This is a genomic window from Cysteiniphilum sp. GTC20157 (genome assembly GCF_055396795.1).
The window spans coordinates 1,275,824-1,289,456 of the sequence record NZ_AP044698.1; the positions used below are offsets into that span (position 1 = coordinate 1,275,824).

A 13,633-nucleotide genomic window follows, 5' to 3' on the forward strand; every position below is an offset into this window, starting at 1 on the left:
AAAATGTTTATAACATACATGAATTTTAGATTGCGCCTAAGATTTGGGGTTATTTTATTATTAGTTAGTCAGTTAGTATTGGCTGATTCTCGACCTTGTAATTATTTAGAAGTATGGATGGATGACCCTAGTTTCAAAATTGATTGTAATAATAGATATGAAAATCATGGATATATTATTACATGTAATGAAACCAAATTGGTTGGAGAGGCTTCGTTAACTTGGGGACCTGATATGTCATTTAATGTTATTGATAAAAAAACCTTAAAGTCGTACTCATTTCGGGCGCAGCAGAATTTTTGTTCGTCAGAAGGAGGGAATATTTCATTTAGCTATGTCATACCTAGTCACTACGTGCGTTATACAATAGTAGGTGGAATTTATGCGTGGGCTTATCAGCGAAGGGGTTCTATTACTATTCATGGTATTGGGCCATTAGGTGATTTTGATATCAAAGCCAACTCTAGCGATAGTGATAATAGTGGTAAAGCATTGTCCATATCAATTACAGAGTAATAGAGTTACATTTAGATTTTGATTAGCTGCGCTGAAACGCAGATTTTTACAATAAAAAAATAGCAACGGCTGAAATTGCCATAACAGATATGGTACAGATACCACCAATAGTCCAGATTACTTTTATTTCAGGTTTTGTCATTTTGTGATTAAGAGGGAAAAAACCTAAGATATAACTATTGAGTACTTTTACTAGTTATTTAAAATTTTTTAAGTGATTAGAATTTTATTAAACCAATGATGGGTTAAAAATAAAAAAGGATAACAGGAAGCAATGATGAGAAAATCTATCTGGGTGCTCAGTTTATTATGTAGCGGTTTGTCATATGGGGAATATCATATTGAGTTTATTAATAATACAAATAAGGCAGTGAAAGCGCAGTCCTCTTTCAATGCAGGCGCATCGTCACAAGCAATTTCTACTAGTGCATACAAGGGATATGATCATGATGTCTCACCTTATGGATATGCGCCTTTGTTTGATATTAACTATAACGAAGGGATTAAAAATGGTCAGACATATTGCTTTGTCAGTACATTAGCAGATCTAAGTCATCAAAAAGCATTTAATCGCATTGATTTTAATCTATGTATTAGAGGGGATTGGGTTGGCTCTAGTGTTATGTCTTCAGATAGTGAAGTACACACGAATGATGGGCGTAGCAAAATAACACTTTTTGATCGCAAACCAACACCAGGAAGCTTTCCTTATAATACTCAGCTTATTAGCAAAAAAGAGATATTTACACATGATGGACAAGTCTTTAATTTATATGTAGGCATTGTACATCACGGCGCTAGTGTGCAAAGTACCGATGATATTTTCTTTGTGCTTGATGCGCCACAGCCATCATTGGCATCTAAGGTCAATGAAGAGGCTAATGTATTAAATGTGCTAACCTATAATGTGCAGTTAAATCCTTTTTACTTTGCCGTAGGGAATACGCGTATGAATATGGCGAGTGAAAGAGCAAAGATCATACCTACTAAAATCCAGAATTATGACGTTGTTATTGCTGAAGAGTTATTTGATAAATCTCATCGTGAGCACTTTATTGCCGGAATGAACAAATCTTATCCTTATCACTATGGTCCAGTTTGTCCTAGTGAAATTGATCCAAGGTTAACCAGTGGTGTAGTCATATTTAGTCGTTGGCCTATTGTGCAAAGTGATGCACTAATCTATCGTGATTGTGCAGGTTCAGATTGTGGTGCACACAAGGCGATTCAGTGGGTTAAAATCGATAAAAAAGGCAAGCTTTACAATATCTTTGGTACGCATACTCAAGCATGGAATGATGAAAAGGCGATTGCAGCAAGAGATCGACAATTTCAACAAATATATAGCTTTATTCAAAGCAGAAATATTCCAAATACTGAGCCAGTATTATTGGCAGGGGATTTAAATATCAATTGGTGGGAAAAAGATAGAGTACAGTATAATCGCAATATCATGCCGCATGTATTACAAGCACCGCATTGGATTAACCAAACATTAGTACCTTATTCATCTGATTTCACTAAGAATAAGATGAACACCGATGATTCACGTGAAATGTTGGATTATGTTTTAGCTATGAAAGATTACGCGCAACCAATAACACAAACCTCACAAATTTTGGTGCTAAGGGCGCCAGATGAGAATGCTATGTATGATGGTGGACTTAAAGTGCCTTATGCACCTTATGGGATGCTTGATTTATCGGATCATTTCGCATTAGAAAGCCAGATTATTTATTAATAATTTTATAATTTACTTAGTATCGAAATAAGTAACTATGCAAATATTATCAGGTGTTTTTTGGATTCTCGGATCAAGTCCGAGAGTGACTACAAGTCGTCATGTTCGGGCTTGACCCGAATATCCATGATTACCAGTAAAGTAATGAATCAAGAATAAGTTGCGTCAGTTAGTACCTCTCCCCTTGCGGGAGAGGTCGTGCAGCTTAAGCTGCACGGGTGAGGGGAGTAATTGAAGCTCAACTTATTTTTGAATTATTACAAACCATTGCTTAGGTACTTAATAGAAGAAATTTCTCAGGAGAGAGCAATAGGGGTAATAGTAAATAAGATATCGTTATAAAAGGAGAGTAGAAATGATAAGGAATATGGCATTAATTACATTAGCAATCATCTCAGGTGTCAGTGTTGGCAGTGCAACTGAGCTGATTAAACAATATCAAACGATTCGTCATCATATAGACGGTGATCAAACTAATAACATACAACTAAAATCACTTGTAGGTAGCCCACTGGCGGTGATTGACTATGCTGAACTTGGCGTTGGTGTAATGCCGCTAGATAATGCATTAGCGGCGGTTAATTGTATAGAACTACCCAAAGATGATGAGGTTTCTTTTGGTGCTTCAGAAGGGAGTCTGAGCTTGAAGTTTATCAAAGAACAGCAAGAGCTTGCCCAAGAGCTTAATATCAACTCAACAATTAAAGGTAATTATGGACTACTATCTGGCAGTTTGCAGGCTTCTTATCTGAGCTCACAGCAAAATAAAAGTAATGCATTAAGGCTTACCTTTTTATCAAAAACTTATCGCAAAGTGCGTTTAAATTCACGTGTGAAACTCAATCAAGATGGCCAGATGTATCGCCAGACACCACAGTTATTTGCAAAACGTTGCGGTAGTAGCATTGTTGTTGGGCAATCATTAGGTTCATATTTGTTAGCTTCAATTAATATTGATATGGAGTCATCCGTTGCTATGAGTGAGTTTAAGTCGCAACTTAATATCAGCTATGCTACCTTCGTTGATGCATTGATGAGTGTTAAAGCCGCATCAAAGAATCTTGGTCTTAAGACAAGTATCAGCATTACGATTAAGCAAGTTGGCGGCAATCCATCATCAATTAATTCAATTCTAAATAAAGAGGACGTTAAAGACGGATTTTTATATTGTAATGCCGATAACATGGATAAGTGTATTGGTGTTGCCAATGCAATTATGGAGTATATTGCTGATGATAAAACAACCACGGGTTATTCGTATCAGTTACAGCAAATTGACAAAGCAAAAACGTATTCACAATTAAAATCAGCGGGTGCGGTTAATATCGGACTACCTTCAGAGATTGATAGCAGTAGTGCTGCATATTCTAAATAAACAAAGACAAAATGTAGTATAATAAATCCTTATAAATGACTGACTATTAAAGCGACAATGGCAAAGGCTAAACAAGCAATTATTCTGACTGAAAAACAAAGACATATTCTGTCAAAACTGCATACATCAAATACGGGACAATATCGCTATAAACTAAGAGCCAAGATTATTCTTGACAGCGCAGATCATAGACGCACAAAAGATACACTTTCTGAGTTGAATATAGTAGCTAGCACGGTAGGCAAATGGCGTGATCGTTGGAATAATGCTTCAGAAAAACTTGCATGCCTTGAACGAGAAGAAATAAAAGGTATTGAGTATGAGCGAGCTATATGCGAAATACTTGATGATCTACCTAGAGAAGGAACACCTGCAAAGTTTAGCGCAGAGCAAATTTGTAAAATTATAAGCGTTGCTTGCGAAGCACCAGAAAAATCAGGGCTTCCTTTAAGTCATTGGAGTTTACCAAGTTTGGCTGCAGAGTTAGTTAAACGACAAATAGTGGACAGCATTTCAATTTCCCAACTACATGTTTTTTTAAAATCAGGCAGATATAAAGCCCCATAAGGTAAAACAGTGGATACACACACCCATTGAGGATCAAGCCACATTTGATCATGAAGTAGCGCAAGTGTGCAACACCTATCAAAAAGCATATGATGAAAAGGACAATGACATGCTTCAAGTGGTCAGTTGTGATGAGAAAACAGGGATACAGGCATTGGAGCGTCAAATCACTCCAATGAATCTGGATCATTGTGAACGCGTTGATAACAGCTATGAACGCCATGGCACACAATGTTTAATTGCAAATTTTGATATTGCTTCAGGTAAAATAATTGCTCCAACCATAGGTGATACCAGAACGGAAGAAGATTTCAAGAATCATGTCGAGCAAACAGTGCAAACGAAGCCTAAGGCTAATTGGGTTTTCGTTGTTGATCAATTAAATACGCACATGTCTGAAGCGTTGGTTTTGCTAGTGCTTAATTTGTGTGGTATTACTGGGGTGGATATTGGTGAAAAAGGCAAACATGGCGTGTTGAAAAACATGCAAACACGTAAAGCGTTTCTTGAAGATAGTTCACATCGTATTCGGTTTGTATATACACCGAAACATGCTTCATGGCTTAATCAAGTTGAGATATGGTTTAGCATTTTGGTTAAGCGATTACTTAAACGTTTATCTACGAAGTCAACAGTTGAGCTTAAAGATAAAATAACGGCATTTATTGGGTACTTTAATGATGTATTGGCTAAGCCATTTAAATGGACATATAAGGGGAGAGTTCTACAGGCGACATAATATTTACTTATTTAAAGGATGAGGTAGTAGTATTGTTGAAGATGCGAAAGCACCAGAGTATTTTGATGAGAAATCAAAAAAACTCTTTGATTTATACAATGCGCAGGCAAGTATTTATTCAGCGGCACAAAGTTTATCAAGTCTCACAGAGGATGGTAGTGACCTGCGTCGCATATTGACCCATTTTAAAGATACTGCCAAAAGTAATATGACTACGATTGAACGCAATTTAAATCAATGTATGGGTGAGTCAGGTTTTGACCATTGTAATGCCGATGTAAAGCTTGCATCTTATGATAAGTCATCACTTAGTGCACTAGAGTTATTTAAGCATGTTGGTGTGTTAAAAAATAACTTCAAACAATACGCGCTCTATCCATGGACATCATTGCTGCCGAGTAATCAAAGTTGGATTGTGGCAGTGAAAAACTCTGTTGATCAAGCAGGTGCAAGTGCTCAAAAACGTGTGTTACTATCCGGAGATTTTGGCACACAGAGTAATTATATTTATCAAGGGATTGCGCCTGTTGCTAAGCTTGGCAAACGTTATGATAATGAATACTTCTATGCACAGAATGCAGATGAGTTTAATTTCAATGGTCATTATTACTATTTAACCTTTGATCAGTTATCAAAAGACGGTTTGCAATTTGAGGCACCCAGTTTAGGTATAAATGGTCTTCCAACAAAGAGTGCTACGGTTTATTTATGGGATCCTTATAATACTTATGGGTATGGAGGGTTGCTGTCATTTAATTATCATTACATCAAGAACAATAGTGACTATCAGGATATTATCGAACATATCGTCAGTTAAGGAGAGCAAAATGAAGATAAAACATATATATAGTTTGGGCTGTTTGTTACCTGTGGCAGCCTTGGCAAATGTTGGTATTGATGTCACGGTTAAAAACAATTGTGTTAACCCGATTGAGATTACAGCGAAGGAAACACACTTAAAAAAAGTTATTGCGCAAGATGCTGAGGTGTCATTAGGGCAAATTGCAACAGCAAGCTATAACTCACCACCGTTAAATGAAGAAATTACGGTCAAAGAATCAGGGGATTCTATTGTAAATATCATTGGCAAAATCAGCTTAACATTAACGCCAGGGCTGTGGACTAATACCATGTATGTTGCTCCTTTACAAGGGGCACTGACGATGTCTGTTTATAATTGGTGGACGGAGAATCTTAATGAGACATCAACTTGGTGGAACCGTCCAAGTGGTACACCTAAAGTACGTATCAATGTTTGTTAAAATATAGGAAAGAGTCATATATGTTTAGTACAAATAAAAAATCACTATCAATGGTTATCGCATTATCTTTAATGGGGTGTGCTACGCTAAGTAATGCTGATGCTAGATCAGAATTGATCTTAGAGAATAATTGCCCTTATCCAGTGACTTTTAAGCTAGATGGCGATAATGCCGGATCAAGTTTCAGTACAGAAGTTTCACCCAATCAATATTACCTAGCAGGAAGATATACCAATAGTAATAAATTTAGTCATACCACCTCAGATATTCGTATATCTTTTGCGTCTTCTACAGATGATAAGGAGCCATCAGGCAGTGTGCAATATCTATTAAATAATGGTTGGACAAGTAATAATGCAACATTTAAGAAGCTAAATGGTGAGATTGAGGTTGAACATGGAAATCTCGCTCAGGATTATCAAAAATCATGGCATAGCTATACCTTGTCAGGTAACTATAATATTCCAAGCTTTACTGTTTCAGCTTGCCGAAGCGCATTAAGCATCAAGGGCAGTGCGCTTGAACATGTCAATCGTGTCTTAATTTTTGGCGATAGTTTAAGTGATCAAGGCAATATTTATAATTTCTCAGGCGGATTAATTCCTAAATCCACCCCTTACTATAGTGGCATGTTCTCCAATGGCAATGTATGGGCAGTGCAGCTTAAAAATATGCTCAAGCCTTATGGCGTTGAAGTGAGCAACTACTCGGTTGGTGGCGCCACGGTTGTGTTGTCACCAAGCTGGGCGAGTCGGGGCTTGCCTTATAATCTAGCGGCAGAGGTTAAAATGTATCAGTTAGATAAACAAAGCTGGCCGCAAGGTGAAAATAAACTGGCAATCTTCTTTATTGGTGCCAATGACTACCTCACAGCTGATAAATCAATGAGCAAAGAGGCAATGGATCATGCGGTTAATCAGGTTGTTGGCAAGATTATTTCATCAATTGGTGAAGTTGGTGCAGATAATGCACTCATTATTGGACTACCAAATTTAGCATTAACCATTGAATCAAAAGAGTTGGGTAATGAGGCTGTGTTAAGTTATATCAGTAATCTACACAACACCTTGTTAAAGCAGTTTGCAGCTTCTCAAAGCAATGTTAAATTTATTGGTATTGATGAGATGTTTGAATCAATGTTAAAAGACCCAGAGCAGTTTAACCAAACCTATCACACGCGACTAGATCCCAAGGTCATAGGGCAATCTTGTTGGCAAGGTGGATATTTTGCAACACATTTAAATGCCGAATCTGAGGATCCAAATGCTTTTTATCGAATGTTGCTGATGAAAAATGTAACGGGTGAAAATAATCTAGAGTACATTAATAAAGTGCCATTATCTGCTGATATCAAAGCAACGATTATGGCTTCAACCAGTGGACAAATGTGTAATGACCCATGGCGCTATGCTTTCTGGGATCATGTTCATCCAACGTATCAGGTACAAAAAGCGCTTTATCAGTATGTAATGCACCAGATTGGGGTTAAATAACTCGAGAATGCCTACCAAGCTTTTTATCCATACCTGCCTAATGCTAAGCAAGAAGGCTCGTTAGCCTTTTATCTGGCTATGTATTGCGATCCAAGTAATAATAATTTTGTTTTGGCAAACCAAACCAGCAGAAGGTTCAACAATGGAGCCAAAGCAAGCTTAAATGGCATCATGCTAAAAATGCGCACCAAAAAATCAATGATCATTTTGGTTTTGATGTGATGGATTTGTTTTAATGAGAATCTTTAAATTAGTCGGAATCGCGCTTTATTAAGCGTGAATTGATGATAAAATTTTAAAACAGGGTTTATATCATTATTAGTTTTCTTCATTTGGCTATAAATTAATTGAGCTTGTTCATAAGATGGCTCCTCACCAAAATCCATGTTTACACTATTTAATCTTGCTGCAGTATTAATCCATTGGATATTATTGGCAATGTCATTACCTATATTTTGTCCCCTAAAAATACAATATTCAAGTAAGCAAGATGGTAAGTTTTGACTTGAGATAAATGCATCTGACTGTTGAGGATCAGGAATAACAAGCGTATCTTTTTTCTTAACACGTATAAGTACAACATCACTGCCTTGAAGATGTTTTGTGGCATAAGTCAAAAAATTATCTTTTAATCCATATAGATCAAAGAAATATATGTGTGTAGCGCACATATAAGCTTCGGCATTCCATTTTAACTTAGCCAACACCATACAGGCTAAAGCAAAGGTAGAATTAGGGTTATCATATATTAAGGTCTGTAATATACTTTGGCGTTGTTTATTTTCTTTCACCATGTCATACAGCCTCATGAGGCTGATGCGAGCATTTTTAATTTTATTTTTTTTAAATGCGGGAAGGGTGTCAAATGCTAATTGAAAATGTTCAATTGACTCAGTAGGAAGCTGACAAAAAAGCGTTAAATCAAGTGGTCTTACTTTGTTTTGTTTAGCTGGTTGTTTATTTATAATGGTTTGTTGAATATCATATTCAAATGTATTAAAAAGTTCAGTGATATAGTCTGAGCAATAGAGCCCATCTTTTGCTAAGTTTTGTAGATTTAAGTCATAAGCGTCATAGTTTTTAGCAATCTTTTCAAATATGGAGTTATCAATAAATTCGCATATTTTATAGTTTAGCTTACTTGTTATAACATCTGAATTTATAAACATTTTACTGGCTTTTTGCAATAATTGATTATAGCTTTCCTGAATTCGTTTATCTCTACCTTCAGCTAACGCGCCATGTTTATTTTCATGAAGCTTGAAAGTGCGATTGTATGACGTAGTAAGTCCAGAATGTTCTATGAATTCTCTAAATGTCGATAAACGAGTAATATGATAATAATAATCATCACTTACTTTTTTATTTTTGGTGTAACATAACCATTCAGATGGTATCTTTTTATAATTAAATGGCATAAAGAACCTCAAAATTTACGTGTAAACAAATGCTTTCATGGTGTTGAGTGATGGTAGCTAGACTGAATATGCTACTTATTTGTTGGTTTTATAATAACTAGTGATTTTCCTAATGTTTTTAGGTTGTAGATTGGTGTTGATACACTTCATTTGATTGGTGTTTTTACTAGCTGTTTTTATTTGATCAGAATTTATAATTTTACTTATATGGATTTTCCCTGAAAAAGTATATTGGAGATAGTTTGCATGCCTAACGATAGAGGAATTAAAGAAATAGCAGACATAATCCATTTGGCTAGGGCTAGTTCGCTTGCGAATATAACTGAAAGTGGATCTAAATCAAAAAATAAATAAGAAAATAGACCAAGGAGTAAATATGTTAAGATTTAATCGTCATGACCCACATCCAGTTCGTCGTGCAAACAGAGGGGTGCCTTTGCCAAATACTGTTCAACTAACAAGAGATTCTACGCGAATGATTGATAGACCTTTTGCTCAAGGGTTTCCACTTGTCGGCTTAATTAATATGAGAAATGGGGATATACATCTTTTTCCAGGCTATCAACAGTATGTTTGGAAGATGACAAATTCATTAGATGGAAATGCTCATATGAATAAGTACTATAGCTTAGTGGGTTTGAGAGCACCTTATGACCCACCAAATGATGAACGTTTAATACAAAGATTTAGTAGGCGCCGTACTTATATGGAATTAGTTCAAAAAGAACTTGAATTTTTGCCGAGAATAACTGAAGTATATGATGCAAGGACTGGAAATTCAGAAGCTTATTCATCACATGAAGTGTTTAAAAAATATATTGAGAGACCAAATGATGATGTGTTTGCGGGCTTTTCCGTAGAACTTGACCAAGCAGGGAATGTAAGTTATCAGTCTGTGTCCAGAAGTATGAATAACCCATTATTTGGAGATCGTGAGATCCCTCGTTATTTTATGCAGAGAATTGAAAACTCTATAACAGATTATATTTCTGGAGTTCGAGGAACAGTTGCTAGAGTTCAAGGGGCAACTAGATTCTTGGAAACTGACGTATAATAATTTTTCAGCCTGCAAAATCCCTCTCAATAAAATACCCATGAAACTTGCCGATTAAAAAGGCAAGCTTTGTTAATTTATAGCAGCCAAATTTTTGTTTAATATTGGCGATATGCCATTCAACGGTTTTGCGTGATATCCCTAAGATCGTGGCGATTTCACTGCTTGATTTTCCCTCGACAAGCCAATTGATACATTCCATCTCACGCGTTGATAAGTCGATATTGGCATCAGTAGTACCCGTTGTTTGTGCATATTTTACAAAAAGACTTTGGTGAATATCGCGTAGATTCATTGAAAAGCCATAAAGCTGATTGTTTTTATGGTGCGTTGCACAAAGCATGGTGTTGTGAATGAGTTGATTATTATCATTGCGATATGCTTGCTGCTCAATAAAATAGTAGGGTTCATTTTCATCCTTGGTAAAACAAATTCTGTCATGCGCACGAAACTTATGTGCTGATTCACACCATGGTAAATCAACATCTTTGCGTCCCACAATGCTTGTTGCTCTGGCTGCTTGTGTATGATGGTTGTTGGCATATAGATAGTTGCCAGACTGATCCTTAATAAGTACTGAAGCAGGTAGGTGTGCAATCAGTTGCTTTATCGTTGGTCTGTCATCATGGTTACGCTTTTCACGCTTCACGACTTTAATACTAATATAACGTTCGCTGACACCTTGATGATGTTGATACCATCTTAATGTGAGTGTTTTATTCGTTGTATTATGATAACTTGTAAGCTCATTTTGGGAATGTATTAGTAGCTTTTCAATATTATCAACAGCATGACGTAAGTTGATTGGTAAATCTAACAGTATCTTGGCGTAGTCATTATAAAACGTAATGTTTAAGTTTGGTGTGCTAATAATTAACGGAATATGCATATTGTCACAGAACGAAATAATAGTCTGTCGAGTGTCCATAAATTAAGTATGTAAGTGATATTTTAGGCGGATTATAGGGGTAAAAAAACACGCTGTAAAATTTGCATAAAAACACGTAAAAGGCTTGCTAAAATAAGTGTTCAAGAACAGTTAATAGATGGTTATAAAAATTATCGTTGTGGTAAATATTCTAAAGTTTGATCACTTTTATTATTTTATAAAGTGGGCATGATATTTGCCAATCATAAATGCCAACTTACTGGTTTTGTAACAATTCAGTTTGCGCTTAGCATTATCCAAATGAAACTCAACGGTCTTATGGGATATATTTAATTGACGGGCAATGGTCGATGCAGTGTGACCTTTAACCATGAAGTTGACACAACGAATTTCAGATTCTGTTAAGTTAATATCAATGTCAGGGGCATCAGCCTGCGCAACCTCAGATGTCAGTAGTGCTTTGTGCGCTTTGGACATGTTAAGGGCTGCACCATAAATATACTCTTGACCATCAATAACAGTATAAAATTTCATGGTGAGCACAAGCGCATTATGTACATGTTCATATACGAAAAGGCTGGATTTGGTTTGCAAAAGCTTTAAATCATTCTGTGCTACTTTGTTGCCATCCACCTCACCAAAAGCATCATAATGTGAGCGCCCAACAAGAGAGTCAAATCCGGCTAATTGATTATGGCATGCATTACTATGCACGTAGATACCTTGGGCTGTTTTCATAAAGCTTGAAATGGGAAGTGTGTCAAATAAATTAGTAAGTTCTTTGTGTGTATTTTTCAAATATTTAGTAACGATACGAATGCTAAAGCAATAATATTCATGATCACTACTAAGCAAGTCCCAGCGCAATTTGAAATCATATGTTTTGTTGGTAATCATACTATAGAAAGTCTCACCTTTCGCGAGTGATTGGATATGCGTAGCGTTTAGGTTTAATTCTCGTTGTAATGAGTCACCAAAAATAGGCGGGATATAAAGATTATAATATGCCACAGAAAAATCATGTCGACATACGATAAGAGGGATTTGCATATTTTGGCAAAAGTCGATATAACACTGTGTGGTAGTTGCTTTATTGATCATGGCGTTACACAAGATATTAATGTTTAACAAAGTTGGTGTGATATTTCCCTAATAAAAATGCAAGGCTTGATGCTTTTTTACAGTGCAACTTTTTTCTAAGTTTTGCCAGATACCATTCAACTGTTTTTTGTGAGCGATGCGTTAATTGTGCAATTTCCCAGGCACTTTTGCCTTGAGACATCCAATAAGCGCATTCAAATTCCTGTGCTGAAAGTGATGTATCATTGACATCAATTGGAATTTGTTCCATTTGTTGTAAAAGTTTTGTATGAATAAAGCTAAGATTGATTGATGAACCGTAAAGATCTGAGCCATCACTTGTTTTGATTGATAAGAATGTTGTTGATTTATCTTCAACAGTAACGGTTTCAAAAAAATAATTTGGTGCAATATCGCTCATAACCTTGTAATCATTTTGGATAAGGTGCTCGGCATGATTATGCCAGATGAGATCATGATCAGTTTTATTATTGATGCTTTTCACATTTGTAAGACGGCGTAGATAATCATTACCGTACATATAAATACCTTTTGCATCTTTCACATAATTGGCAATAGGGATTTGCTTGGAAAAATCTTTTAAAATTTGCCGATAGGATTTAGGCAGCTTCATAAGTTCGGCAATATTAACACCTATCCAATAGTGGTTTTTAGATTGGTAAATAATATTTAAGCGCAATGTGATCACTTGGTTGGTTGTTTCATGCGTTATGTACTGAGTGCCTAAACGCGATAGACTCTCAAATGAGACTAAGTTGTGAAATTCATTTAATGGTAGGTTTATTAGGTCAAAGTTTGCTGTGGTCTTAACGAGTTTGCCGACGTCGTTATAGCAAACAGCAACGATATTTAGTTTGTAACAAAAATCCTCAATATTTTCTTCTGTATCCACGCTCGAATTGCTAGGTACCCCATGAACTGTAGCAATACTCATAAAAAGCTCTCCTTATTTTGTAATTAAAGCAAACTCATTTTGCTGTTTCTTTATGGTATGTCGCTGTGAGTTTATGATCCACTGGGAAAAATACTGGGAGAAGACTCGCTGTCAAAGCGCCCAATAAAATGATCAGATAAGCCATAAATTAATTTACATAAAAATAAAAACTAAACTCGAAAACCACTGGTGCTTATGTCAAAAATACGCTAAAATGCGCCCGTTTTTGTGTTTAGCACAGATTCTAGAGCAACAATAATTAATATAGAAAATTTGGAGAATATTATGGTCGTAATTCGTATGGCTAGAGGTGGCGCTAAGAAGCGTCCTTTTTATAGAATCGTAGTAACAGATAGCCGTAAAGCGCGTGATGGTCGTCCTATCGAACGTGTGGGTTTCTTTAATCCATTGGCAAAAGAACATGAAGAAAAAGTGCGTGTTGATCTTGAGCGTGTAGACTACTGGTTAGGTACAGGTGCTAAGATGTCTGATCGTGTGACTTCTATTGTTAAAGAAGCGCGTAAAGCAACAGCGCAAGCTTAAA

14 protein-coding genes are annotated in these 13,633 nt (G+C 36.1%); 10 read left to right on the plus strand and 4 right to left on the minus strand.

The window, feature by feature from the left end; all coding sequences use genetic code 11:
- The first annotated feature begins 3 nt into the window (after positions 1–3).
- The 8 genes from ACZ5V8_RS05790 (at position 4) to ACZ5V8_RS05825 (ending at position 7,693) form a co-directional block, all read left to right on the plus strand.
- On the plus strand, positions 4–516 hold the full coding sequence (locus tag ACZ5V8_RS05790) for a hypothetical protein (RefSeq protein WP_464217019.1): 513 nt from the start codon (positions 4–6) through the stop codon (positions 514–516).
- A 274-nt stretch (positions 517–790) separates the two neighbouring features.
- Positions 791–2,257 carry a sphingomyelin phosphodiesterase gene (locus ACZ5V8_RS05795; protein ID WP_464217020.1) on the plus strand — a complete coding sequence of 489 codons (1,467 nt, stop codon included), beginning with the start codon at positions 791–793 and terminating at the stop codon, positions 2,255–2,257.
- A 355-nt stretch (positions 2,258–2,612) separates the two neighbouring features.
- Entirely contained in the window at positions 2,613–3,632 is a 1,020-nt protein-coding gene (locus ACZ5V8_RS05800) for a hypothetical protein (protein ID WP_464217021.1), read from the plus strand.
- 57 nt (positions 3,633–3,689) lie between these two features.
- On the plus strand, positions 3,690–4,199 hold the full coding sequence (locus tag ACZ5V8_RS05805) for a helix-turn-helix domain-containing protein (protein WP_464217022.1): 510 nt from the start codon (positions 3,690–3,692) through the stop codon (positions 4,197–4,199).
- A gap of 64 nt (positions 4,200–4,263) precedes the next feature.
- A complete protein-coding gene (locus tag ACZ5V8_RS05810; RefSeq protein ID WP_464217023.1) occupies positions 4,264–4,938 on the plus strand; it encodes a transposase in 675 nt (224 codons plus the stop codon).
- Positions 4,939–5,146: 208 nt separating this feature from the next.
- A complete protein-coding gene (locus ACZ5V8_RS05815) occupies positions 5,147–5,755 on the plus strand; it encodes a hypothetical protein (protein ID WP_464217024.1) in 609 nt (202 codons plus the stop codon).
- 10 nt (positions 5,756–5,765) lie between these two features.
- Entirely contained in the window at positions 5,766–6,200 is a 435-nt protein-coding gene (locus ACZ5V8_RS05820) for a hypothetical protein (RefSeq protein ID WP_464217025.1), read from the plus strand.
- 20 nt (positions 6,201–6,220) lie between these two features.
- Positions 6,221–7,693 (plus strand): SGNH/GDSL hydrolase family protein, encoded by a 1,473-nt coding sequence (locus tag ACZ5V8_RS05825; protein WP_464217026.1) that lies wholly within the window; start codon positions 6,221–6,223, stop codon positions 7,691–7,693.
- A gap of 245 nt (positions 7,694–7,938) precedes the next feature.
- On the opposite strand, the gene ACZ5V8_RS05830 is transcribed toward ACZ5V8_RS05825, so the two are convergent.
- Complete coding sequence (locus ACZ5V8_RS05830; protein WP_464217027.1) at positions 7,939–9,111, minus strand: hypothetical protein; 1,173 nt, start codon at positions 9,109–9,111, stop codon at positions 7,939–7,941.
- Positions 9,112–9,487: 376 nt separating this feature from the next.
- Between ACZ5V8_RS05830 and ACZ5V8_RS05835 the strand changes: the two genes are divergently transcribed.
- Positions 9,488–10,165, plus strand: a complete 678-nt coding sequence (locus ACZ5V8_RS05835) for a hypothetical protein (protein WP_464217028.1) — start codon at positions 9,488–9,490, stop codon at positions 10,163–10,165.
- Positions 10,166–10,172: 7 nt separating this feature from the next.
- Here the strand turns inward: ACZ5V8_RS05835 and ACZ5V8_RS05840 are convergent, their stop codons facing one another.
- The 3 genes from ACZ5V8_RS05840 to ACZ5V8_RS05850 form a co-directional block, all read right to left on the minus strand.
- Positions 10,173–11,054: a helix-turn-helix domain-containing protein gene (locus ACZ5V8_RS05840; RefSeq protein ID WP_464217029.1), complete on the minus strand. Its 882-nt coding sequence runs from the start codon at positions 11,052–11,054 to the stop codon at positions 10,173–10,175.
- A 210-nt stretch (positions 11,055–11,264) separates the two neighbouring features.
- Entirely contained in the window at positions 11,265–12,155 is an 891-nt protein-coding gene (locus ACZ5V8_RS05845) for a LuxR C-terminal-related transcriptional regulator (protein WP_464217030.1), read from the minus strand.
- Positions 12,156–12,171: 16 nt separating this feature from the next.
- Complete coding sequence (locus tag ACZ5V8_RS05850) at positions 12,172–13,089, minus strand: helix-turn-helix transcriptional regulator (RefSeq protein ID WP_464217031.1); 918 nt, start codon at positions 13,087–13,089, stop codon at positions 12,172–12,174.
- A 285-nt stretch (positions 13,090–13,374) separates the two neighbouring features.
- On the opposite strand from ACZ5V8_RS05850, the gene rpsP reads away from it, so the two are divergent.
- The gene (gene rpsP, locus ACZ5V8_RS05855) at positions 13,375–13,632 is read left to right on the plus strand and encodes a 30S ribosomal protein S16 (RefSeq protein ID WP_440617110.1); all 258 of its coding nucleotides are present in this window, start codon (positions 13,375–13,377) and stop codon (positions 13,630–13,632) included.
- Position 13,633 lies beyond the last annotated feature (1 nt).